Origin of the sequence: Dyella sp. S184 (assembly GCF_009766065.1) — a bacterium.
In the GTDB taxonomy this organism is placed as follows: Bacteria; Pseudomonadota; Gammaproteobacteria; order Xanthomonadales; family Rhodanobacteraceae; genus Rhodanobacter.
In genome coordinates this window covers 818,032-840,842 of sequence record NZ_LMUE01000002.1, presented here as the reverse complement: position 1 = coordinate 840,842, position 22,811 = coordinate 818,032, and the positions used below count along the sequence as shown (strand labels likewise).

Sequence of the window (22,811 nt, the reverse complement as noted above, 5' to 3'; positions counted from 1 at the left end):
GGCCCTTCAAGATCCTACGATGACAGGTATCAGCCGCCGGTGCGGCAGGATGTCGGCAGATATTTCGCAGGTATGGTGGTAGTGGCTACATCGCACGACCAGGACATGGAACCAGCACTGGTAATGGGAGAGAAAGCGAGAATCGAACCCGAAATCGCGTTGTTGGCTTGTCCGCCGAAGTCAGCTGTGATTACGCCAGTGGTGGCGACAACAGTCACCTGGGTAACATATTTGCCGCTGATGCTGGCAGGGGTAGCTACGCCGATGCTTGCGTTACCGCCTGCTCCGAAGTGGCCCGTGTTGGAGTAGAACTCTGCATCCGCCGTCTGGACACCGCTGCCCAGTACTGCGCCCTCGGAAACTTGCGAACGAACCAGGTAGTCCTGATAAGCCGGGATCGCGATGGCGGCCAGGATAGCGATGATCGCAACAACAATCATCAGTTCGATCAGGGTGAAGCCTTTCTGCATATTCTTCATGGTGGTTCCTCTGTTTCGGTTAGCTAACCTTGGATGATGCCCCCTGAGCCCCAGTCTCGAATCCCCCTAGGCGGAACCGGTACTCCATACTCGTTGGTCAGGAACGACCAGGAAGCTCGCGGCAGAGTCAAGCAGGTTGTGTGCCACAACTGCCGCCGATGTATTCCCGCATATCGCAGGCTTGCCGATTGTGCCTACCGTCACGAAACCCTGCAAGCGGCGTCGTAACGGCCCGGGAGGTCAGTGAAGTGCGATCAGTATTGCAGTGTCATGGTCTGTCACGTTAAGGCAGGTAGTGACGTTTTTTGTCAGTTTTAATGTGTGCAATGCCGATTTTTTGGATGCCTGCCCATATCAAGTGCGGCAGACTGTCGGCAAGTACTTCGCGTTAAGGGTGCTCTTGGAACAGGTCCAGTTAATGCTGCCCGCGCCTGTGATTGGCGACAGCACCAAGTACTGGCTGGTGGGAGTGATAGCGCTGTTAGCCTGCGGCCCGTCAAACAGCGCCGTGATCACACCACCAGTGACGACCACCTTGGAAACGTATTTGCCGTTGATCGACTGGCTAGAAGCAATGCCGGCACTCCGATTGTTGCTTGGGAACCCGCCGGTGTTGGAGTAGAAGTCCCACACCGCTGACTTGACCCCATCGGCCAGTACGAAGCCCTCAGCTACCTGAGCGCGGATCAGGTAGTCCTGATAGGCCGGGATGGCGATGGCGGCAAGGATCGCGATGATCGCCACGACGATCATCAGTTCGATCAAAGTGAAACCGGCGGAAATGCGCTGGCGCAACATGGTGGACTCCCCTGTGAGTACCCCGGGAGGTAGGCACGTTCCATACCAACTCCGGCAGGAAAGGACTGGCGGCAGATGCTGACGCGGCCAGCTGCGTCCGGACTCCCAGACGTGTGATGAAAGTCACAGAGGTACGGGCTTGCTTCCGCGCTTGGTGTTCATCGATGCAAGCCACCGGCAGCCACGGTAGGCGGCGAAGGTGGCCAGCAGGATTTCCAGTGGCCGATAAGGTATCGAGTAGCGTGGCTCCGCCTGCAACACGCTGTATACCGTGGTGACGAACGCCAGCAGCAGGGTTGCTGCCACCAGGGAACGCGGGATCTGCTGCCGGGGCCATAGCGCAACGATGCCGCCGGCAATCATCAGCAGGAAGAGCAGAGGATTGAGCGTGTGACAGACAGCGATAGCCGAACGATAGAGCGCATTATCCTTGAAGGGTGAATTCCTGGTGGGATAAACGTAGATATCGCCCTGGCCCATACGGATATCCCAGTCCCATAGCAGCGCTGGTTTGCTCAGGTACCAACGGGCATATTCAATCGGATGATGACCCATGCGTCGCATGAGCTCGGCCAAGCCTGCTGCAGGATCGGATTGAATCAAGTCACTTTCCTGGCCGATGCGGGTCATCGTGGCAACAGCAAGCGGATCGTTTTTCATCGAGGCTTGATAGGCCTGATGATAAATGGGCCAGGATCCTTGTACGAGATTGTCCAGAGCCCTCCCGGTGGAAGAGTTGCCAGGAGAGTGAGGTAGCAGGGTATTTCGCATCATCCATGCCGCGGGCAGGATCATGGCGCCGGCCAGCAAACCCGCGAACATGGCGGCGCTGATCTGCCGTCGGCATGCAAAATACAGCCCGAGCAGGGGCGCGAACGGCAGCAACACGGCATTGGTCAAGGCGCCAAGGGCAAACCCGAGACCGCTGGCCATAGCCCATGCGGCGCTGCGCCGATGGAGTGCCTGATCCAGCAGAAACATGCCCAACACGCAAAGAAACCCGAAGAGGGTTTCCGTCAAGAGGAAGCTGCCGATGCTGACGCTATGAGGCCAGATTGCCATGAGTATGCCGGCAGCAGCGAGCCATCGCATCGGCATCCATCGACGACCGAGGCACAAGGCGAGCACCACGCTCAGCGCGCTGAGCAACCCCTGCGACATCAATACAGCTGAATACCACGCGTCCCACTGAGGGGAAAATTTCAGCCAGCCGGCCAGAAACAAGGGATAACCAGGGTCGCGGAAACTGTCTCCGAAGGGCGGCGACTGGCTTTCGGGAGCCTTCGAGAAAACTCCATGGTGGACCAGGTTCTGAGCATAACGGTAGTAATCAACTGCATCCGCGCGTGCATTTGGAAGATCTGCTGGCTGAAATACCTGGGCATGTATGAGGTAGTAGTAGCGGAAACCCAGTGAGAAAAGTCCAATCAATAGCAGTAGCAGCCACCATTGCCAGCCATGGTTCTGCCGTGAAGGATCCGTGGCAAATGATTTTTCATCGGTCATTCGCAAGCTTGTCATTCTCAGGGATTCCGTAGTCTTGCCGTGCTTCAAAGGGTGCAGGGAATCACTGGAATGAAGCTATCCGCCGCGGATATGGCTGCTCAGGAAACAGGGGGCGGCGTGTTGCCCATTGTATCTTCTGGCGATGGGCTACCAGGGATCGATGGACAGTATGCGCATTGGGCGTCGGGTCTTCGGCGACATGATAGCCGTGTAGTAGCGATCACCCCGCTGTAGCGGCAATGCCAGCAACGTGCCGCCATCATCGGCCCCGGCCTGGATCTGCTCAAGCTGTTTGCGCTGATAAGTGTTGACGTTCTTGAGCTGCGACAGAGGCTTGGCCCGCTGCATGAGCTTGTCTACGACCTGATCGTACGGCATGTAGAACCTGGGCAACTGATCGAGGTCCTTGCCACCGGCCAGAACTTGTTGCACAACGTCGAAGCCTTTACCTCCCTTCGGTGGCCATACTCCGACCAATAGCGGCCCCGTCCACGATCGTGTGCGAAAGACAGGCTGGTTACCCTGGGCCAGGTCGGTGTCCGTAAGCTCGTCAGCCGACACCAGCACGAGCCGATCGACCGCCGCTACCACAAACACGGGCCGCGCCACGGCGATAACGTGGACGCCGTAGGCGAAGGCGATCGCCTGCATGACCGCTATGACCGAAAGATCCAGTCTTAGTAGACTTCTCGGCTTGTGCGGACTGACTACCAGCAGCGTCAGCAACGGACCTATCCCGATATCGACTCCCATCAAGACCATGATCAGCTTGCTCGCACCAGCTGCGATGAAATACGGCGATGGAAACCACAGAAAGTAAAGCAGTGTGGCAATCGCCAAGGCAAGAACAAGGCTGACCGTCAAATGGATGGTGGCGGCTTTCCAGCGATTCATGGCTCGATATCAGGGCAGTTCAACTTGGTGATAAATATATATCACAACGATTTTCCACGAGCGCATCGACCCAAACGATTGGTGATTGCGCCGTGTGCCTATATGAGTTTGCTCCTGTTTGATGTTTTCTTATGAGCGAGCCAGAGACTTCCACGATAGAACGCAAAAGTGGCCAGCATGAGCTCAAGCGGTCGGCAAGCTATTGAATAGCGTGGTTCAGACTGGAGCGCGGTATATATCGCAGTGACGAAGACCAGCATCAGCGTTGATGCGACCAAGGAATCAATAGGCCGCTGCTGGGGCCATAGCACGATGATCCATCCGGCAATCATCAGGATGAAGAGCAGAGGATTGAGTGCGTGGCAGAGGGCGATGATCGTGCGGTAGACAACATTGTCCTTGAAGGGTGAGTTGCTGGTGGGGTAGACGTAGATATCACCCACGCCCACGCGGATGTTCCAACCCCATAACAGTGCCGGTTTTCTCAGATACCAACGGGCATATTCAAGTGGGTGATTGCCCATCCGTTGTGCGATCTCAGTTGCGCCGGCTCTCGGATCGTAATTGATCAGAGTAATTTCCTGGACGACGCGGGTCATCGTGGCAACAGCAGCCGGATTATTCTTCAACGATGCGTTATAGGTCTGGTAATAATCAGGCCAGGATCCTATAACCAGGGTATCCAATGCCCTTCCGGCGGATGAATCCCCGTAAGAGGGCGGCAACAGGGCATTGCGAACCATCCATGCTGCCGGCAGGATCATGGCTCCGGCCAGCAATCCTGCAAGCATGCGGGCACTTATATATCGCCGATACGCGAAATACAGGCCGAGCAAGGGAGCGAATGGCAGCAGTACGGCATTGGTCAACGCGCCGAGAGCGAACCCGAGGCCGCTGACTGTGACCCATGCGACGCTGCGTCGATGCAGTGCATAGGTCAGGAGAAACAAGCTCAAGAGGCAAAGAAACCCAAACAGGGTTTCAGACAATATGAAGCTGTTCATGCTGACGCTGTGAGGCCAGATCGCCATGAGCAGGCCCGCACCGGCGAGCCAACGCATCGGCATCCATCGACGACCGATGCACAAGGCGAGTACCACGCTTAGCGCGCCGAGCAGGCCCTGCGATAACAATACTGCTGGATACCATGAATCCCACTGGGGGAAAATTTCCAACCAGCCGGCGAGGAACAGGGGATAGCCGGGATCCCGGTAACTGTCGCCAACGAGTGGCGATCGGCCTTCCGGGGCTTTGGAGAAAACTCCATGGTGAACAAGATTTCGAGCGTAGGCATAATATTCGACGCCGTCAGCACGTGTATGGAGCTGATCATAAAAGGGTTGCAGTACCTGGGCATGTGTCAGGTAATAGCAGCGAAAGCCCAGTGAGAAAACACCGAGCAGTAGCAGCAGTAGCCACCAGCGCCAACCTTGATTCAGAAGCGGCGCTGTCTTCCATTGTGTCGATTCGCGTTCTTCATCTGAATCTGACGGGCGCGTGACTGAAACCGTCGAAGGGTGTGCAAGATTCGACTCAGGGTTGATCATGGCCATCTTGGTTTGGTTTGCCGGGCACGAGTGTAACCATAGTCGTTAGGCTTCACATGGAGTCGAAGCTCGAGCTGTGACATGCGGGCACCTTGCGTGATTGCCTTGGCGATGGGTGTCTTGAGTGAGCTAAATGTGCCCGAAGAAGTCATCGTGCAATATGCATTAGGACTAGATGGCTCATCACATGTCTTGGTGCGCTGCGTTCTGAATATGCGATGGGCTTGCGCCAAGGCTGCCTCACGCTTACCGTCATGATTTCGGTAAGCCAAGGAACTCCCATGAAACCTCTGATTGCTGCGCTGCTGCTTGCGCTGGTAGCTGCGCCCGTGATGGCGGGCGATGCCGTGGACACCACGTTCGTCAAGACCCAGGGCCCACATCCGTTCAACGTGCGCGATCTGGTGATGATGCAGCGGGTGAGCGATCCGCAGTTGTCACCGGATGGCCGCTATGCTGCGTTTGGCCTGCGCAGCACCGACTATGCCGCGAACAAGGGCGTCGATGCGGTGTATGTGCTCGACCTGTCGGGCAAGGGCGGTCAGCCGGTAAAAGTGGTTGACAAGGCCGGCTCGGCTCGCTGGTCGGCGGATGGGTACAGCCTTTACTTCCTGGCGCCGGCCAAGGGCGTGGCGCAGTTGTGGCGACTGGATATGGGCGGCAAGAGTAGGCCGGGTTCAACCGAGCTTGATCTGGCCAAACATGCCGCGCCGGTGCAGGTGAGCCATACGCCGCTGGACATCAACGACTACAAGCTGTCGCCGGACGGCAAGCGGGTGCTGTTGTCTTATGAGGTGTTCACCGATTGTGCCACCTTGATTTGCAGCAAGCAGCGCATCGATGCGCGCGACAAGGACAAGGCCAGCGGCACGATTTACACCAAGCTGTTCGTCCGGCATTGGGGCATGTGGGCCAACGGCCAGCGCAATCAGCTGTTTGTCGGCAGCTTCGATGGCAAGGGCCAGCTGCCACTGGAACCGACCCTGCTGACTCGCGGTATCGATGGCGACGTGCCGAGCAAGCCGTTTGGCGACGAGAGCGAGTTCGCGTTCGCGCCGGATGGGCGCAGCGTGTATTTCGATGTGCGTATCGCCGGCAAGACCGAGCCGTGGTCGACCAATTTCGATGTGTATCGGGTGCCGGTGGATGGTTCGGCCACGCCGCAGAATCTCACCGCCGACAACAAGGCATGGGATGGCTATCCGGTGCCGTCACCGGATGGCAAGACGCTCTATTACCTTGCGATGAAGACGCCGGGCTTCGAGGCCGATCGCTTCGCGATCATGGCGCTGGACGTGGCGACCGGTGCGAAACATGAGGTGGATCCGAAGTGGGATCGCTCACCCGGACAGCTGGGAATTTCCGCCGATGGCAAGACGCTGTATGCCACTGCGGATGACAATGGCCAGCACCCGCTGTTTGCGATCGACACGGACAGCGGCAAGGTCACTCAGATGGTTGGCGACGGTGCGGTGGAAGGTTACTCACTGGCTGCCGGCAAGCTGCTGCTGTCGCGCGATGATCTGAAGCGGCCTGCTGATTTATATGTGGCAACTGCGGAGGGTGGGGATCTCAAACAGGTCACCCATTTCAACGCGGAAGTTCTGAAGAACGCCAAGGTCGGCGACTTCGAGTTCTTCACCTTCAAGGGTTGGAACAATGAGATCGTGCAGGGCTACGTGGTCAAACCGGTCGACTATCAGCCGGGCAAGACCTACCCGGTCGCGTTCATCATCCATGGTGGTCCGCAGGGCGTGATGAGCAACGAATGGAGCTATCGCTGGAACCCGCAGACCTATGCCGGCCAGGGTTTCGCGGTGGTGACGGTGAACTTCCACGGCTCCACCGGTTACGGGCAGGCGTTCACCGATTCCATTTCTGGTGATTGGGGCGGCAAGCCGCTGAAGGACCTGAAGCTGGGCTGGAAGGCTGCGCTGGACAAGTACAGCTTCCTCGACAGCAACCGTGCCTGCGCACTCGGAGCCAGCTACGGCGGCTATATGACGTACTGGATCGCTGGCGTGTGGAACACGCCGTGGAAGTGCCTGGTCGACCACGACGGCGTGTTCGATGCGCGCGCGATGTACTACGACACCGACGAGCTGTGGTTCGAGGAGAAGGAAAATGGCGGCACGCCGTTCGATCATCCGCAGAACTACGAGAAGTTCAATCCGGTGAACTACGTCAAGGACTGGCGCGTGCCGATGCTGGTGGTGCACAGTGGCGATGACTTCCGCATCCCGATTACCCAAGGCCTGGGTGCGTTCACTGCCTTGCAGCGCCGTGGCATTCCCAGCGAGCTCCTCACTTTCCCGGACGAGAACCACTGGGTACTGAAACCGCACAACAGCGTGTTGTGGCATGACACCGTAAATGCCTGGTTGAAGCAATGGACAGTGGATGGGAAAGGCGCCTCTACGCCGTAACGGAGTATGCAATCCGTCTTCGTATCCGGAGTAATGGCGAAGATTGGAAACAAAGAAGCGATGCTTGCGTTGAGCAAGCATCGCCTCCTTTATGGGCTCGCAGTAAATCGGCGATGATGTGGGCTGATTATTGCCTTGTTGTGTACGGATGAGCTTGTTTGGCTAGCCTGAGATTGGCTGTAATAGCATTATCCAGTTTTCTTCGCACGGCGTCCCGCTGCCCTGGTGGGAACATCGCAATGCTTTTTTCCGCATAGGCCCGCGCGTCGTTTTCCTCACCGCTTCGTGCAAGCGTTACTGCAAGCAGCATGGGAGGCTTGGCATCGAAGGGTGCCACGATCATGGCTTCACGCAGGGTGGCTTCGGAATCGCCAAATTTGCCTTGCATCGCCAGCATTTGGCCGGTGAGAGTTAGATAAATTCCGAATATGTGTTGGTCAGACTCTATCCGCTGGGTGTTCTTCAGTACATCCAGTGCCTGCTGAGCGCGTGCTGGGTCGTTCTCATTCAAAGCGAGAAAGGCGGCGCCCAACATGCATTCGGTGCAGGGTACGTGCTCCGCCAAAATCTGATCAGTCAGTTTTTGGGCATCTTTGTAATCGCTGTCGCTGATATAGGCATTCAGCAAGCTGCTCTTGGCAAAGATGGAGGTGGGGTTCATGAGCAACGCCCACCGCCAGAGGGCGATGTCGTTGGACCATAGCGGCACCGTCATTCGAATATCGATTATCGACAACAGCAGCCAAAAACAACCGATGACGATTGCCAGAGGGCGAAGCAGCTTGAGCTCCAACGCCTTGATGCTTATGGGCAGGCGGATCAACGGCAGCATGGCGCACATGACCGCGAGCGATGGAAATACATAGCGATCGTGGTAAAGACTCGGCGCGAAAGGTGCAGGGATGATGTGCAGGACTGGCAGCAGCGTAACGGTCATCGCCAGCACTACGCATGCCACCGGCGATGAGCGTCGAATAGCCAGATAAAGACTTGATGACACGATACCGATGGCTGCTGCATCAGTGAGTAGCGATATCGGCGTGACCGCCAGGAATTGCTGAGCACTGTAATCGTGAATGGGGCTCATGCCATGCATCGGCCAGAACAGCATTTCCCAGTAATGCAAATAGGTAAAAGAGACTTCCTGCAAGCGCGAGAAAGCCGACAATGTACCATCCGATCCGGCCCCAACGAGTTGCCCAAGCGCCCAGTGCCGGAAGGCGAGGTAGGCGATACCTGCGACAAGCAAAGCCACATAAACGTGCCAGTTTCGTGCGATGAAAATGCGGACTCTGGATACTAGGCCGTCTTGCGACTTCCACGGCTGACGCGCCCAATCGAACACCGCCAGTGTCAATGGAAAGGCTGCTGCAGATTCCTTTGTACAGGCCGCAAGAAAGAAACAGATTGCGACAGTGACCGCTCGTCGATTAGCGTGCTCGATGCAGGCGTTGGCCAACAAGCCAAGCAACATGAATAGGGTCACAACCAGGTCGAACTGGCAGCTAATCCACGCCACCGATTCGACCAGCACCGGATGCAGCCCATAGAGCAGCATGGGCGCGATCAGCCACAGCGTTTGTTGCTTGCTATCGCGCATTGCCGTTTGACTACATTGCCGCGCAAGCAGTCCTACAAGCAGCGTATTGATCAGGTGAATGGTGATGGACACCACATGCATGGGGCCTGGCGTCACATTGAACAGTCGAAGTTGCAGCGTGAGGAGTCCAATACCTAGAGGTCGAAAATAGTTAACCCAGTTGTTGAAATCCTTGAAGATGTAGTGTTCCCACGCATCACCCTGACGCAGCCAAGCCATCTGGACAAAGTCCGGCACATCGATCCAAACGAATTTTCCGTGGGTGGCCGGCCAATAGATCAGTGCAATCGCGATGAGCGCGATGCCTGCCATGAGGCCAGGTAACTTGTTGCGCATGTTCAATCCGGAAGCCCTTATCTCGTACGTATACTCGCATAAGCTGGTTGGATCAGGATGGAGGGAGGTGTGCGTTGAGGTCTGCCAGTTGGCGAATTTCTGCACAGGCTCAAAGTCCACGCCAACGCGGCATCCAAGGCAGATTCTGATGCCAAATGCTAGGAAGGAGATGTAGGAGTGTGGCTACCAAGCAGCTGCCAACTGAAGGAGAAGGGTGTTGTTGACGATACACGGGGACTGCAGTTTGCAATGGCACGACACAGTCAACGAGTGGTTGAAGCAATGGATGGTCAAGGATGCGACGAAAGCTACAGCTCCATCGAACCGATTCTTTCGCGTACAGATAAAACGGCTGCCTCCAGGCCGCCGTTTTATCTGTACGGTTCGCTCACTTAGTTGTCGGATATTGATGCACTCGTCGAGTTGGTTCCACGCCTGCTGCAAGAGCTCTGTCAAGCACGCTTTGCGCTGAATCGCGCTCGTCAGGTGGGAGCAGGGCCAATCCGGATTTGCCCATTTCGAGGGCCTCTTCCTTCTTGCCGTGATAAGCAAGCGCCGCGGCGAGTGATAGTCGAGGCTGCGGATCGAGGGGATCCATTTTCACAGTGGCGCGGAGGATATTCTCGGCTTCGTCCCAATTGCCTTGCAATACAAGCATCCGGCCTGTGGTAAGGAGGTATGAGTGAAGCATCAGTTTGTCGGTGAGCAACTCCCTGGAGTTCCTTACAACTTCCAGTGCAGTTGTTGCGCGTGCCGGATCGTTTTCGCTGACGGCCAAGATGGCTGCGTTCAGCATGCAAAGGGAGCACGGCACATGATCTTCCTGCAGTCGGTCGATCAACTTATGGGCATCGGCATGATCACTTATGTCGATATACGCGCTGAGTAGATTATTTTTGGCCGTGATGGAGTCTGGATATTCGGTGAGCGCCCATCGCCAGAGGTGTATGTTGTCTGCCCATAGCGGCAAGGTCACGCGAATGTCGATGATCGCGAATGCCAGCCAGAACAGAAAAACTGTGGCCAAAAGTGGATCGCCGAACCTCTGTAGTCTGTTGAAAGTCGGCCCACGCAGCGACAGGCGGGAAAGCATGACGCAGGTAACTGCCAAAGCGGGCATGGCGTAACGTTCATGGTACAGACTGTTGTCGAACTCCACCGAGGCGATATGCAGCACGGGCAGCAGCGCAGCGGTTACGGCTACTACGATGCACCCCGCTGTCGATGCACGTCGTAGCGCGAGGTAAAAACCCGCCACGACGATTCCAATCGCAGCCAAGTCGGTAAGCGCGGAGGGTATGGAGACTATGTTGAATTGCGTTGTGTCGAGCGGGTGAATCGGGCTCATGCCGGACATCGGCCAGATCAGGATCCTCCAGTAGTGCAGATAGATGAAACAGACTTCCTGAAGCCGTTCTAGCAAGGAGGATGAGCTGCCCGAAAATGGATTAATGATTTTCCCGAGGGCCCAATGGCGGAAGCCGAGATAGACGATGCCTGCGAAGAACATGGCAACGTATACCTGCCAGTTGCGGCGGATTAGCGTGGATATACTGGAGAGTATGTCCTCCTCCCTGCGCCTGCAAAGAAGGAGCCAATCGAAAACGACAAGAATCAATGGGAGCGAGACTGCCGATTCCTTGGTGCATGCTGCCAGAAAGAACAGTGTGGCGACCGCAACTGCACGGGTTGTAGTTCCCCGGATACAGGTATTGGCTAGCACTCCGGACAACATAAACATTGTTACGATGAGATCGAACTGGCAGCTGATCCATGCCACCGGCTCGATCAATACCGGGTGCAGTCCGTAGAGCAGCATGACGGCAGCAGGGAGCCATGTGCGATGCCGCTCATTCATCGCAGTATCGCGACAGCGCCACGAAAGAAGGCCCACAAGCAGGGTGTTGATTAGATGTATCCCGAGAGATACCGCATGCATGGGGCCTGGCGCCAAGTCGAACAGACGAACCTGCAACGTGAGAAGTGCCACGCCGAGGGGCCTAAAGTAATTCGTCCAGGTATTGAAGTCCCTGAAGATGTAGTGCTTCCACTCGTCACCATGGCGAAGCCACGACTGCTGATGGAAATCGAGCCAGTCACTATAGACAAAGTTTGCGTGAATCACGGGCCAATAGACGATTGCAACCACGATGATCGCAATGCCTGCAGCACCGTAGGTCAATCTGCCGCGCATAGGTTCTTCCAGTAGGTATCGTGCAATTGGCGACCATTGGCTGCTTGGCGACCGGCGGTGCATTCGCGGTTGATTGATCAGATCATCAGCACATGATGCCCGGCACCAGAGGGCAGGGCAATTGCTGGTATGGCCAATTATCGCGACGAAATGGATAGGCGCATGGCCAGCAGATATCCCGATCAACCAGTTATCGCTGAGCTATCACTCTGCATCACCGGGAAGTTCAAGGCCAACACCGAGCAAGGGCGTTGTCCACAGATGAGTGGGAACGAATATTGACTGGGCTACCGGAGCGACATTTGAAGGGCGACGATTTCCGCATCCAGATCACTCAGGGACCGAGTGCGTTTACGGTGATGCAGCGCCGCCGTATTCCCAGCGAGTTCCTGACCTTCCCGGACGAGAGCCGCTGGGTACTCAAGCCGCGATTAGTGATCTTTCGTCGATTGATCTGTTGGTCGAGCCGATCTGATACCCGAAGCAATGGTGTCGTCGAGTTTCTTGCGTCTTGCGCCGCGTTCATCCAGTGGAAGCAGTACGATTGCAGATTCACCCACAATAAGCGCTTCGTCCTTCCTACCCTGAAGAGCCAGTGCAATCGCGAGCGATAGCTTCGGTTGTGGGTCGAGTGGATCCATCTTCATCGCGATACGCAGGAGCTGTTCGGCATCTTCTAGATGACCTTGTAATACGAGCGTCTCGCCGGTTGCGAGGATATACATGCGCAACATCTTCTTGTCCGTAGCAACTTCCCTGGAAGTCTTGACTTCTTCCAGTGCAACAGCTGCACGTGCAGGATCATTTTCGGTGACAGCCAGGATCGCGGCATTCAGCATGCAATTGGCGCACTGAACATGATCCGCCAGCAACTGGTCGATCAGCTTGTGGGCGTTGGCATAATCCTTCGTATCTATATAAGCGCTGAGCAAGCTGTCCTTTGCCTCGACGGAATCAGGGTTCACGGTGAGTGCCCATTGCCACAGATTCACGTTGTTGGACCATAGCGGCAACGTTGCGCGAATGTCGATCACTGCAAACACAAACCAGAAAAATATGATCGATGCAGACAAAGGGAAAGCAAACCGTGCCCGATTGCAGGCGATCGGCATGTGCAACCGCAAGAGTGGAAGCATGGCGCAAACTACTGCCAGCGCGGTTATCACGTAGCGATCGTGGTAGAGACTACTATCGAAGTTCGCTGAGGCAACATGCAGTACAGGCAGCAGCGCTACCGTCATGGCTACAATCATGCAACCAGTTGTCGATGATCGTCGAAGTGCAAGGTAAAGACCTGTTGCTACGATACCGATCGCTGCTAAATCGACAAGTACGGACGACGGGGAAGCTAGGTTGAATTGCTGCACATCAACGGGATGGATCGGGCTCATTCCTGACATCGGCCAGATCAAGGTCTTCCAGTAATGCAGGTAGATGAAGCAGGCCTCCTGCAGTCGTGCGAATACGGGGAATGAGCTGCCCGCGAAAGGGTTGACGATTTTTCCGATAGCCCAGTGACGGAAAGAGAGGTAAACAATACCGGCGAAAAGCATGGCGACGTATACCGGCCAGTTTCGACTGATAAGGGCGCGGATGGCGGAACCCAACCTCCCATCATGACGTTTGAAAAAAACCGCCCAGTCGAAAACGACCAGCATCAACGGGAACGAAACCGCCGATTCTTTGGTGCACGCGGCAAGGAAGAAAAGAATCGCGACAACCGTTGGTCGGGCACATGCTCCCTTGATGCATGCGTTTGCGAGCAACCCGAGCAGCATAAACATCGTTACGACAAGATCGAACTGAGAGCTGATCCACGACACCGGTTCGATCAGCGCCGGATGAAGCCCGTAAAGCAACATTGAAACGGCGAGGAGATATGTCCGCTTCGGCACACTCGTTATAGCAGCGCCGCAGCGCCATGAAAGCAGGCCCACAAGTAGCGTGTTGAGAAGATGCATCCCGAGGGACACTGCATGCATGGGGCCCGGTGCATCTCCGAACAGACGGACTTGCAGCGTGAGAAGTGCCACGCCAAGTGGGCGAAAGTAGTTTGTCCAGCCGTTGTAGTCCCTGAATATGAAGTGTTTCCACTCGTCTCCTTGGCGCAGCCATGGCATATCGTGGAAGTCGAGCCAGTCGTCCCAGACAAAATTTGCGTGAACAACTGGCCAATAAACGAGGGCAGTCACGATGAGCGCGATACCCGCAACGACATAGGTCAATCTTTTGTGCATCTTGCATCCCTGATTTTTTGCATCATCGCGTGTACTTATTCCCAGTCAGTGGAGAATGGATCAGCTCACAACCACTTCGCGCGCTTGAGTAGTAGGTAGATGCCGCCGACCACGCTCAGCATCGCCACGATGACGGCCGGGTAGGCCCATGGCTGGCTGAGTTCGGGCATATGGGTGAAGTTCATGCCGTACCAGCTGGTGAGCAGGGTGGGTGCGGCGAGCATGGCGGCCCAGCCGGCGAGTTTCTTCATCACTTCGTTCTGGCCGAAGGTGACCAGTGAGAGGTTGACGTTGATCGCGGCGGTGAGCATTTCGCGCATCGCGCTGATCGACTCGTTGACGTGGAAAACATGATCGTAGACGTCGCGGAAATACGCGCGCAGTTCGTCCGGAATCAGGTTCGGGTGGAGTCTTACCAATTGGCTGATGATATCCTGCAACGGCACCACAGCAAGGCGTAGTGTCATCAGGTCGCGCTGCATGTCGTACAGCCGCCGCACTGTGCTGCGATTGAACGTCTCGGCGAAGATGTCCTGTTCCAGCTGCTGCAGTTCCTCGCGGAAATCACGCACGATCGGCAGCAGGTTGTCGACGATGAAGTCGAGCACGCCGTACAGCGCGTAGCTGGGGCCCAGTGCCAGCAGCGCTGGCGTATGTTCGCAGGTGCGTCGCGCCGGTGCGTAGGACAGCGACGCACCGTGGCGGATACTGACCAGGTAGCGCGGGCCGAGGAACAGGTGGGTCTCGCCGAACTCCAGCTGGCCGTCGACCAGCTGAGCGGTCTGCACCACGAGGAACAGCGAGTCGCCGTAGGTTTCCAGCTTGGTGCGCTGGTGCGCGGTATGCGCGTCCTCGATCGCCAGGTCGTGCAGGCCGAACTCTTCCTGCAGTTTCAACAGCAAGGGCTCATCCGGCTCATGCAGGCCAACCCAGACGAAGGTATCCGGCTGTGCCAGCACTTCGCTGATCGCGTCGAGCGTGATCTCGCCGATCCGGCTGCCATCGTTGCGATAGGCGATGCAGTTGACCACCATCGGCGGGTTGGCGGTCGGCAGTGCAGATGTTGGCGGGGTGATCAGGTTCATTGCAGGCATGATGCCCCGCACTGGAAGGCAGGGCAATTGCAGTTGCCTTACGCGCGTTGCGATTTCAGGCGTTTCAGGATTTCATCGCGCGCCTCGCGCAGGATCGAGTCGCGGTCAAGGCCGGCAACGATCTCGGCGACGGCGCGCTTGGCGCCGGCTTCGCCCCAGGACTTGCCGGCGATCAGATAGCGTTCGGCGGCGCGGCCGATCAGAACGGTGGCGTACCAGCCGAGCGCGCCCTGCGCGGCGGCGGTGACCACCACCGACAGGCCGGCGCTGACGCCCTTCAGTGCCGAGGCGACCAGTTGCATGCCCCAGATCGCACCCATCAGTGCGGCGAGTTGGGCCGAGATTACCACCACCAGTCGACCGGATTCGGCACGGGTCAGGGGCAGTCCATACACTCGCGACAGCTGCACCACCATCGCCGCATCCAGGCCGGCGGCGGCGAGCAGGTCGGCGACCGGAATCGGATTCAACGCGACCGCCACGCCCTTGGCGATGCAGTAATGCCGGATCAGTTTCGCGGCGACCGCCTGCCGCGTCTGCGCGATGCGCGCGCTGACCTGGTCGGTGAGCCGGCCGGCGTACAGCCCGGCGTTGATCGCCGACAGCATCTTGCCTTCGCGCGCCGCGATCGCCAGCAGGCGTTCGCGCAGGGCGGCGACATCGGGTGGACGCGCCTGCTCGTGCGCCTGCTCGCGGCCGTGTGTATCCACCTCGATCACCCGCTGCGCGGCGGGATGTGCGGCCACCGCCAGCACGTCTTCCGCGCGGACCAGCCCGCTCACGCGCAGGCGCAGATGCTCGAGCAGGCTGTCCAATTCGTCGCGGCCGTAGCGATCGGCCTTGTTCAGCGCCAGCAGCAGCGGGCGCTGGGTGGCGGCGAGGGTTTTCAGGGCATCGAGTTCCTCGCGGGTGAGGTCGCCGTCGCAGACGAAGATCACCAGGTCGCTGACCTCGGCTACCTCAAACGCCAGCTGCTCGCGTGCCTCGCCATCCAGTTCGTTGATGCCAGGCGTGTCGATCAGCACCAGGCCATCGTGTTGCGCCTCATCGAGTGTCGCGTGCGCGGCGTCGGTGGTGGTGCCGTGCAGGACGCCGACCGCGAATGCTTCACGGCCGAGCAGTGCATTGCCGAGCGCCGACTTGCCGGTGGACACTCGGCCGAATACGGCGATGTGCAGTTCGCCGCGCTCGAGCTTGTCCAGCATGTGTTCGATGCGGCCGAAGTCGGTAGCGAGTTCGCTGCGTACCGAAGCCGGAATGGTCGGATCATCGAGCAGGCTGCGCAGGCTGTCGGCCACCCGCATCGAGCCGACAGCAGGGTTGCGCGGCGCAGGTGTTGCGATGGTGCCGCTGCGCTCGGGCGTGAGCCAGCCACGCAGGCGTTGCCACAGCTTGTCGCCTGCCATCGAGGTGGCCGCTTACTTCGGCGCGAGCTGCAGGTGTGCGTTGATCTTCACGTCGGCACCGATCACCGAGGTATCGGCGTAGTCGCCGGTACCTATGCCGAAGTCGAGCCGCTTCACCGTACCGGCGACATCCAGCATGGCGCCGTTGCCCTGCGGCTTGAACGTCACGTTGAGGCTGACTGGCTTGGTCACGCCGCGCAGGGTCAAGTTGCCGTCGGCGATCACCTGCGCCCCGTTCTGGCGGAAACCGGTGGTGACGAAGTGCGCCTGCGGAAATTTCGCCACGTTGAAGAAATCAGAGCCGGGCAAAGCGCCGTCGCGATCCTTGTCGCCGGTCTTCACGCTGGCCAGGGTCACCGAAACCTCGAATTTCGAGGTGGCGAGTTTCGCCGCGTCGTAGCTGATCGCCGCGGTCCACTGGCCGAACTGGCCATTGAAGGAAGCGCCCTGGAAAGTGCCGCTGAAACCGAGCGTACTGGTCGCCGGCTGCACGGTGTAGTCGGCGGCAGCAGCGGCTCCGGGGAGGGCAAGTGCGAGCAGCAGGATGGCAAGACGGTTCATCAGGATTCTCCTCGGGGAGTGGAGTCGTTGCGCGGGCGACCAAACGGCAGCATTCGGCGCAGCACGTTGTCATGGTCGAATACATGATGCTTCAGCGCCGCACCGACGTGCGCCACCAACACCAGCACCAGCAGCCAGAACAGGTATTCGTGCACGCCATGCGAGAAATGGCGCAAGGCGTCGTTCTTCGCTCCCAGCGCCGGCAGGTTGAACAGCTTGAACCATTGCAGCGGCTTGCCGGTGACGGAGTTGTACCACCAGCCGCTGAGCGGGATCGCCGCGATCAGCACATACAGCATGCCGTGGATGATATGTGCTGCAAGCTGCTGCCAGCGCGGCCCCGGTTCCTCCGGTGGCCGGCCATCACCCCAGCGCCACAGTACGCGCAGCAGGAACAGCGCCAGCACGGTCAGGCCAATCGACTTGTGCAGGGCCAGCCAGTTGATCTTCTGCATCGGCGAATGCGCCAGATCCATCAGCAAGCCGAAGATGCCGTTGCCGATGATGGCCAGCGCGATGATCCAGTGGAAAAACTTGGCGACCCAGCCCCACTGGTGGTCATTGCTGCGCAGACTCATGGTTGATCCTTTGAAGGTGTAACAGCGTGATCGTCGCGGATCGCTTCAAGCTCCAGCCACACGCTTACCTGGTGCCCGATCGAACCGGAATAGGCGGTTATGCCGAAAGCGTCGCGATCCAGCATCGTGGTCGCCGAGAAGCCTGCTACGTCGTGAAGGCCATAGATCGTTCGTCCGGCGCGGTTGAAGGTGAAGGGAATGCTCACGGATTGGCTCGTCCCGCGCATGCTGAGCTGGCCATGCAGCACGCCATGCTGGCCATCCTTGCGTTCGATACGGGTGCTGACGAAGTGCGCATAGCGATCATGCGCACAGTCGAGCAGGTTTGGCTTGCAAACAGCTTTGTTCCAGTCCGCATCGCCCATGTCCAGGCTGTCCAAGTCGATATCCAGCTCGGTGGCTGCCGTACTCCAGTCGCCCGGATCAAAACGCAGCCAGCCTTTGGCGATATGCAGCCGTCCGAACGGGCGCGAATAGCCGTCGTGGCTGACGCTGAAGACGATCTGGCTATGTACCGTGTCGTAGCGATAGCTGGCGCCGGCGGCATGCGCTGATCCCAGTGACAGCAGGATCACCGCAAGCCACAAGAACCAGTTGATTGAACGCGAACGGAGCATGGGACGAAGTCTGGCCGATTGGCGGCGACGGTGCCAGCATCCATTCGGGAACGATTGGTTTCCCTGGTCAACCCAATGGCTGATTGCGCTTCGCCTGTGGCGGGAATTCCATGGTTCCGTGGGAACGACTGAATCTGCTCCTACACAAAGTCCCGCAGGAACGATCAGAACGTGCGCTGCACCGAGTAGTCGGCCAGCATGGCGAGTGCATCGCGATAGACCGAGGCAGGCAGGGTGCCGAGCGCAGCCTGGGCCGCCTCGGCATGCATCACGGCCCGTTCGCGGGTGCGCTCCAGTGCACCGGAGTCGCGGATCGAGGCGATGATACGGTCGAGCGAGTCGAGTCCGCCGTGTTCGATCGCGTGGCGCAGCGACTGCGCCTGCTCCGGATTCGCCTTCTCCAGTGCATAGATCAACGGCAAGGTGGGCTTACCCTCGGCGAGGTCGTCACCGATGTTCTTGCCCAACGTGCCGGCGTCGCTGATGTAGTCGAGCAGGTCATCGGCGATCTGGAATGCGTAGCCCAGTTCCATGCCGTAGCGGCGCAGCGCGGTCACCTGGGATTCCGGCAGCCCGCCGAGGATGCCGCCGAGTTCGGTGGCGGCGGCGAACAGCACCGCGGTCTTGCGTTCGATCACCGCCAGATAGGCTGCTTCGTTCACGTCGGCGTTGCCGATATTGAGCAGCTGCAGTACCTCGCCTTCGGCGATTGTGTTGGTGGTGTCGGCGAGGATGCGCATGATGCGCATGTCGTCGAGTTCCACCATAAGCTGGAACGAGCGCGAATAGAGGAAGTCGCCAACCAGCACACTGGCCGCGTTGCCCCACAGCGCGTTGGCGGTCTTGCGGCCGCGGCGCAGGTCGGACTCGTCGACCACGTCATCGTGCAGCAGGGTGGAGGTGTGGATGAACTCGATGATCGCCGCGAGCTTGGTGTGGCGGTCGCCGCGATAGCCGGCGGCACCGGCGGCCAGCACATGCAGCATCGGGCGCAGCCGCTTGCCGCCGCTGGCGATGATGTGGTCGGCGATCTGGTTGATCAGCACCACGTCTGAGGACAGCCGCTGGCGGATCAACGTATCGACGCGCTGCATGTCGGCAGCAGCGAGGTCGCGCACATGGGCGAAGTCGGCGGGGCGTCGGGCGTCGGCAGGCATCGAGTTCATGGAGGCTTCAAGGCGGCGTATCGGCAAGATTATAGGGCCCTGCAGCAAATTACGCCGTGGTTTGCGTTATGCCTCAGAGCAACCAGTGGACATTTCCCACGAAAGCAGTAGCCCGGGATGGCGTATGCCGCGTGGCCGCGCGTTCCGGTGGCTGCCGGGAGGGGTTTGCAATAGCCGCTGACTGGCCCAATCTATAGGCACCTGCGGTTTCGCGGAACCGTGCCCCGAGTGCCGATCCGATGGCCCATCAGATCATTGCGCTGATCGCCCAGTACGGCCTGCTGCTGGTGTTCTTCAATGTGCTGGTGGAGCAGGCCGGTGTACCGGTGCCGGCGATACCGACCATGGTCGTGGCGGGTGCGCTGAGCGCCAACGGCAAGCTGCCGCTGGCGGGCGTGCTGCTGGTGGTGGTGCTTGCTTGCCTGTTCAGCGATCTGGTCTGGTACTGGGCCGGCCGCCGTTTCGGTGCTGGCGTGATGCGTACGATCTGCCGCATATCGCTGTCGCCCGATTCCTGCGTGAAGCAGTCCGAGCTGCGCTTCCAGCGCTGGCGTGGGCGGATCCTGCTGATCGCCAAGTTCGTGCCCGGCTTGGCCACGGTGGCGCCGCCGCTGGTTGGCGCGATGGGTTTGCGTGCGGGTACCTTCGTCTTGCTGGACGGCCTGGGTTCGCTGCTGTGGGCGGGCGTTGCGGTGGGGCTCGGCTATGCTTTCGCCGCGCAGGTCGACGATCTGCTGGCTGACCTGGCCAGTGCGGGCACGGTCGCGCTGGAGCTGCTACTGGGGCTGCTGGCGCTCTATATCGCGGCCAAGTGGTGGCAGCGCCGGCGGTTGCTGGTGGCCTTGCGCATGGCCCGGATCACGGTGGACGAACTGAGCGAATCCATCGCGAATGGGCAGAATCCCGTGGTGGTCGACGTGCGCTCGCAGGCGGCACGCCTGCTCGACACGCGGATCATCCCCGGTGCATTGCTGGCTGACCTGGACGGTGTCGACCAGGTGCTGCAGGACATTTCACCCGATCGCGAGTTGGTGATCTATTGCAGTTGCCCGAACGAGGTCTCCGCCGCCAAGGCGGCCAAGCTGCTGATGGCGATCGGTTACCGCAACGTGCGGCCGCTGCTGGGCGGCCTCGATGCATGGGATGCGGCGGGCTACACCATCGACCGGCTGCCGGCTGAGCCCGCGGATGGCTCGCTGCGCATGACGGCCTGATCGCCGGTTCTGCGCGGTCGCCCGCAAAACTTTACGCGTTCTATACGCGCCCCGGCCGAATCGCTACCCCTTTCTTATACGGCACTTCCTACAGTGCGCGTCGCCCTTTCATGGAGTCGACGCCGATGGATTTCGTCTACCTGTTGTTCCTGCTCGTGCTGTGCGCGGCCACGTTGGGCTTTGCGCTGCTCTGCGATCGGCTGAGTCCGCGCAAGTAGACCGGTTGCCGCGTCTGCCTTCCCCTTCACTGCATGAGCTCCCAATCATGAATGTCCTGTATGTCCTCGCCGGCCTGATCGCCGTGGCGCTGGCCGGCTACCTGTGTGTGGCCCTGCTCAAGCCGGAGTGGTTCGAATGACCACCAATGATTTCCTGCAGGTTGGCCTGTACCTGGTGGTATTGCTGCTGCTGGTGAAGCCGGTCGGCAGCTACATGGCGCTGGTTTTCGCCGATACGCCGAACCGCGTCACCCGTTTTGGTAGTGGCGTGGAGCGCGTGATCTATCGCTTGTGCGGCATCCGCGATGACGAAGCCATGGGCTGGAAGCGTTACGCGCTGGCGATGCTGTTGTTCAACGTACTCGGCGTGCTGGTCGTTTATCTGTTGCAGCGCGTGCAGCAGTGGCTGCCATTGAACCCGCAGCACTTCGGCGCGGTGTCGCCCGATTCGGCGATGAACACGGCGATCAGCTTCGCCACCAACACCAATTGGCAGGGCTACGCCGGCGAATCGACGATGAGCTACCTGACCCAGATGCTGGGTCTGGCGGTACAAAACTTCCTCTCCGCGGCAACCGGCATCGCGGTGCTGGTGGCGGTGGTGCGCGGCTTCAGCCGGCGCAGCTCGCTCAGCATAGGCAACTTCTGGGTCGACCTCACCCGCAGCGCGCTGTACGTGCTGCTGCCGCTATCGCTGCTGATAACGATGCTTCTGGTGTCGCAGGGCGTGGTGCAGAACTTCAAGTCCTATGTCGATGTGCCGGTGGTGCAAACCACCAGTTACACCGAGACGGTGAAGGACGCCGCGGGCAATGCGGTGAAGGATGCCGCCGGCCATGAAGTGAGCAAGGAAACGCAGGTCACCACGCAGACCTTGCCGATGGGCCCGGCCGCATCGCAGATCGCGATCAAGATGCTCGGCACCAATGGCGGTGGTTTCTTCAACGCGAACTCGGCACACCCGTACGAGAACCCCACGCCGTTCTCCAACTTCATCGAGATGCTGGCGATCCTGCTGATCCCCGGTGGGCTCTGCTACATGTTCGGGAAGCAGGTGGGCGACCGGCGCCAGGGCTGGGCCATCCTCGCCACGATGCTGTTGATCTTCATCCCGCTGACGATCGGCCTGGTCGCGGCCGAGCAGGCCGGCAATCCGGCGCTGCATGGACTGGCGGTGGATCAGCATGCCTCGGTACTGCAGGCCGGCGGCAACATGGAGGGCAAGGAGACCCGCTTTGGCATCGCCGCGTCCGGCCTGTTTGCGGCGATCACCACGGCAGCGTCGTGCGGTGCGGTGAATGCGATGCACGACTCGCTGACCCCGCTCGGTGGCCTGGTGCCAATGTGGCTGATCCAGCTCGGCGAGGTGATCTTCGGCGGTGTCGGCTCGGGTCTGTACGGCATGCTCGCCTTCGCGGTGGTGGCGGTGTTCATCGCCGGGCTGATGGTGGGTCGCACGCCGGAATACCTCGGCAAGAAGATCGAAGCCTACGAGATGAAGATGGCCAGCCTCGCGGTGCTGCTGCCATGTGCGCTGGTGGTGATCGGCACGGCCATCGCGGTCATGGTGCCGGCGGGTGTGGCGGGCGTGGCCAACCCCGGCGCGCATGGCTTCAGCGAGATCCTCTACGCGGTCAGCTCGGCTTCCAACAACAACGGCAGTGCGTTCGGCGGTCTCTCCGCGAACACGCCGTTCTGGAACGTGCTGCTCGGCATCTGCATGTTCCTCGCACGTTTCCCGCTCGCCATCGCGATGCTGGCAATGTCCGGCTCGCTCGCCGCCAAGCGCCACGTACCCGAATCAGCCGGCACCTTGCCGACGCATACGCCGCTGTTCATCACGCTGCTGGCCTGCGTGGTGGTCGTGGTTGGCGCGCTGACTTTCCTTCCGGCACTGGCCCTGGGGCCAATCGCCGAATCCCTGATGTCGGGACACTGAA

At 59.2% G+C, this 22,811-nt stretch carries 18 protein-coding genes; 4 read left to right on the top strand and 14 right to left on the bottom strand.

Translation table 11 applies throughout. The features are described from left to right. Nucleotides 1-29: 29 nt before the first annotated feature. The 5 genes from GSQ75_RS03555 to GSQ75_RS03535 all read right to left on the bottom strand — a co-directional run bounded on the left by GSQ75_RS03555 (nucleotide 30) and on the right by GSQ75_RS03535 (nucleotide 5,230). Nucleotides 30-479, bottom strand: a complete 450-nt coding sequence (locus GSQ75_RS03555) for a pilin (protein ID WP_158753132.1) — start codon at nucleotides 477-479, stop codon at nucleotides 30-32. A 354-nt stretch (nucleotides 480-833) separates the two neighbouring features. Then, entirely contained in the window at nucleotides 834-1,277 is a 444-nt protein-coding gene (locus GSQ75_RS03550) for a pilin (protein WP_158753131.1), read from the bottom strand. A 123-nt stretch (nucleotides 1,278-1,400) separates the two neighbouring features. Continuing rightward, the gene (locus tag GSQ75_RS03545) at nucleotides 1,401-2,783 is read right to left on the bottom strand and encodes a hypothetical protein (protein WP_158753130.1); all 1,383 of its coding nucleotides are present in this window, start codon (nucleotides 2,781-2,783) and stop codon (nucleotides 1,401-1,403) included. Between the two features lie 147 nt (nucleotides 2,784-2,930). Then, nucleotides 2,931-3,677 (bottom strand): TfpX/TfpZ family type IV pilin accessory protein, encoded by a 747-nt coding sequence (tfpZ, locus tag GSQ75_RS03540; RefSeq protein ID WP_158753129.1) that lies wholly within the window; start codon nucleotides 3,675-3,677, stop codon nucleotides 2,931-2,933. 98 nt (nucleotides 3,678-3,775) lie between these two features. After that, the gene (locus GSQ75_RS03535; RefSeq protein WP_158753128.1) at nucleotides 3,776-5,230 is read right to left on the bottom strand and encodes a hypothetical protein; all 1,455 of its coding nucleotides are present in this window, start codon (nucleotides 5,228-5,230) and stop codon (nucleotides 3,776-3,778) included. Nucleotides 5,231-5,505: 275 nt separating this feature from the next. On the opposite strand from GSQ75_RS03535, the gene GSQ75_RS03530 reads away from it, so the two are divergent. After that, the gene (locus GSQ75_RS03530; RefSeq protein ID WP_158753127.1) at nucleotides 5,506-7,650 is read left to right on the top strand and encodes a S9 family peptidase; all 2,145 of its coding nucleotides are present in this window, start codon (nucleotides 5,506-5,508) and stop codon (nucleotides 7,648-7,650) included. 127 nt (nucleotides 7,651-7,777) lie between these two features. Here the strand turns inward: GSQ75_RS03530 and GSQ75_RS03525 are convergent, their stop codons facing one another. The 9 genes from GSQ75_RS03525 to GSQ75_RS03485 form a co-directional block, all read right to left on the bottom strand. Beyond that, a complete protein-coding gene (locus GSQ75_RS03525; protein WP_158753126.1) occupies nucleotides 7,778-9,586 on the bottom strand; it encodes a hypothetical protein in 1,809 nt (602 codons plus the stop codon). Between the two features lie 388 nt (nucleotides 9,587-9,974). Then, nucleotides 9,975-11,780, bottom strand: coding sequence for a hypothetical protein (locus tag GSQ75_RS03520; RefSeq protein ID WP_158753125.1), 1,806 nt, complete (start codon nucleotides 11,778-11,780; stop codon nucleotides 9,975-9,977). Between the two features lie 431 nt (nucleotides 11,781-12,211). Beyond that, nucleotides 12,212-14,017: a tetratricopeptide repeat protein gene (locus GSQ75_RS03515; RefSeq protein WP_158753124.1), complete on the bottom strand. Its 1,806-nt coding sequence runs from the start codon at nucleotides 14,015-14,017 to the stop codon at nucleotides 12,212-12,214. A 65-nt stretch (nucleotides 14,018-14,082) separates the two neighbouring features. Continuing rightward, nucleotides 14,083-15,102, bottom strand: a complete 1,020-nt coding sequence (locus GSQ75_RS03510; RefSeq protein ID WP_158753123.1) for a magnesium and cobalt transport protein CorA — start codon at nucleotides 15,100-15,102, stop codon at nucleotides 14,083-14,085. Nucleotides 15,103-15,149: 47 nt separating this feature from the next. Continuing rightward, nucleotides 15,150-16,517, bottom strand: coding sequence for a GTP-binding protein (locus tag GSQ75_RS03505; protein ID WP_158753122.1), 1,368 nt, complete (start codon nucleotides 16,515-16,517; stop codon nucleotides 15,150-15,152). A gap of 12 nt (nucleotides 16,518-16,529) precedes the next feature. Next, nucleotides 16,530-17,078: a YceI family protein gene (locus GSQ75_RS03500; RefSeq protein WP_158753121.1), complete on the bottom strand. Its 549-nt coding sequence runs from the start codon at nucleotides 17,076-17,078 to the stop codon at nucleotides 16,530-16,532. Further along, a complete protein-coding gene (locus GSQ75_RS03495; RefSeq protein ID WP_158753120.1) occupies nucleotides 17,078-17,656 on the bottom strand; it encodes a cytochrome b in 579 nt (192 codons plus the stop codon). The genes GSQ75_RS03500 and GSQ75_RS03495 overlap by 1 nt, the downstream gene beginning before the upstream one ends. Then, entirely contained in the window at nucleotides 17,653-18,273 is a 621-nt protein-coding gene (locus GSQ75_RS03490; RefSeq protein ID WP_158753119.1) for a YceI family protein, read from the bottom strand. The genes GSQ75_RS03495 and GSQ75_RS03490 overlap by 4 nt, the downstream gene beginning before the upstream one ends. Nucleotides 18,274-18,437: 164 nt before the next feature. Next, nucleotides 18,438-19,439 carry a polyprenyl synthetase family protein gene (locus GSQ75_RS03485; protein ID WP_158753118.1) on the bottom strand — a complete coding sequence of 334 codons (1,002 nt, stop codon included), beginning with the start codon at nucleotides 19,437-19,439 and terminating at the stop codon, nucleotides 18,438-18,440. Between the two features lie 239 nt (nucleotides 19,440-19,678). On the opposite strand from GSQ75_RS03485, the gene GSQ75_RS03480 reads away from it, so the two are divergent. The 3 genes from GSQ75_RS03480 (at nucleotide 19,679) to kdpA (ending at nucleotide 22,810) form a co-directional block, all read left to right on the top strand. After that, complete coding sequence (locus GSQ75_RS03480) at nucleotides 19,679-20,653, top strand: VTT domain-containing protein (protein WP_158753117.1); 975 nt, start codon at nucleotides 19,679-19,681, stop codon at nucleotides 20,651-20,653. 265 nt (nucleotides 20,654-20,918) lie between these two features. Then, nucleotides 20,919-21,011, top strand: coding sequence for a K(+)-transporting ATPase subunit F (kdpF, locus tag GSQ75_RS03475; protein WP_077442052.1), 93 nt, complete (start codon nucleotides 20,919-20,921; stop codon nucleotides 21,009-21,011). Next, nucleotides 21,008-22,810: a potassium-transporting ATPase subunit KdpA gene (gene kdpA / locus GSQ75_RS03470; protein WP_158753116.1), complete on the top strand. Its 1,803-nt coding sequence runs from the start codon at nucleotides 21,008-21,010 to the stop codon at nucleotides 22,808-22,810. The genes kdpF and kdpA overlap by 4 nt, the downstream gene beginning before the upstream one ends. Nucleotide 22,811: the final 1 nt, after the last annotated feature.

What these genes read in the sequence shown, in the direction of transcription:
- GSQ75_RS03510 (WP_158753123.1), bottom strand. Translation starts at nt 15,102, where the DNA reads ATGAACCTGATCACCCCGCCAACATCTGCACTGCCGACCGCCAACCCG.
- GSQ75_RS03485 (WP_158753118.1), bottom strand. Translation starts at nt 19,439, where the DNA reads ATGAACTCGATGCCTGCCGACGCCCGACGCCCCGCCGACTTCGCCCAT.
- GSQ75_RS03535 (WP_158753128.1), bottom strand. Translation starts at nt 5,230, where the DNA reads ATGGCCATGATCAACCCTGAGTCGAATCTTGCACACCCTTCGACGGTT.
- tfpZ (WP_158753129.1), bottom strand. Translation starts at nt 3,677, where the DNA reads ATGAATCGCTGGAAAGCCGCCACCATCCATTTGACGGTCAGCCTTGTT.
- kdpF (WP_077442052.1), top strand. Translation starts at nt 20,919, where the DNA reads ATGAATGTCCTGTATGTCCTCGCCGGCCTGATCGCCGTGGCGCTGGCC.
- GSQ75_RS03550 (WP_158753131.1), bottom strand. Translation starts at nt 1,277, where the DNA reads ATGTTGCGCCAGCGCATTTCCGCCGGTTTCACTTTGATCGAACTGATG.
- GSQ75_RS03545 (WP_158753130.1), bottom strand. Translation starts at nt 2,783, where the DNA reads ATGACCGATGAAAAATCATTTGCCACGGATCCTTCACGGCAGAACCAT.
- GSQ75_RS03490 (WP_158753119.1), bottom strand. Translation starts at nt 18,273, where the DNA reads ATGCTCCGTTCGCGTTCAATCAACTGGTTCTTGTGGCTTGCGGTGATC.
- GSQ75_RS03505 (WP_158753122.1), bottom strand. Translation starts at nt 16,517, where the DNA reads ATGGCAGGCGACAAGCTGTGGCAACGCCTGCGTGGCTGGCTCACGCCC.
- GSQ75_RS03555 (WP_158753132.1), bottom strand. Translation starts at nt 479, where the DNA reads ATGAAGAATATGCAGAAAGGCTTCACCCTGATCGAACTGATGATTGTT.
- GSQ75_RS03515 (WP_158753124.1), bottom strand. Translation starts at nt 14,017, where the DNA reads ATGCACAAAAGATTGACCTATGTCGTTGCGGGTATCGCGCTCATCGTG.
- GSQ75_RS03495 (WP_158753120.1), bottom strand. Translation starts at nt 17,656, where the DNA reads ATGAGTCTGCGCAGCAATGACCACCAGTGGGGCTGGGTCGCCAAGTTT.
- GSQ75_RS03500 (WP_158753121.1), bottom strand. Translation starts at nt 17,078, where the DNA reads ATGAACCGTCTTGCCATCCTGCTGCTCGCACTTGCCCTCCCCGGAGCC.
- GSQ75_RS03530 (WP_158753127.1), top strand. Translation starts at nt 5,506, where the DNA reads ATGAAACCTCTGATTGCTGCGCTGCTGCTTGCGCTGGTAGCTGCGCCC.
- GSQ75_RS03480 (WP_158753117.1), top strand. Translation starts at nt 19,679, where the DNA reads ATGGCCCATCAGATCATTGCGCTGATCGCCCAGTACGGCCTGCTGCTG.
- GSQ75_RS03520 (WP_158753125.1), bottom strand. Translation starts at nt 11,780, where the DNA reads ATGCGCGGCAGATTGACCTACGGTGCTGCAGGCATTGCGATCATCGTG.
- GSQ75_RS03525 (WP_158753126.1), bottom strand. Translation starts at nt 9,586, where the DNA reads ATGCGCAACAAGTTACCTGGCCTCATGGCAGGCATCGCGCTCATCGCG.
- kdpA (WP_158753116.1), top strand. Translation starts at nt 21,008, where the DNA reads ATGACCACCAATGATTTCCTGCAGGTTGGCCTGTACCTGGTGGTATTG.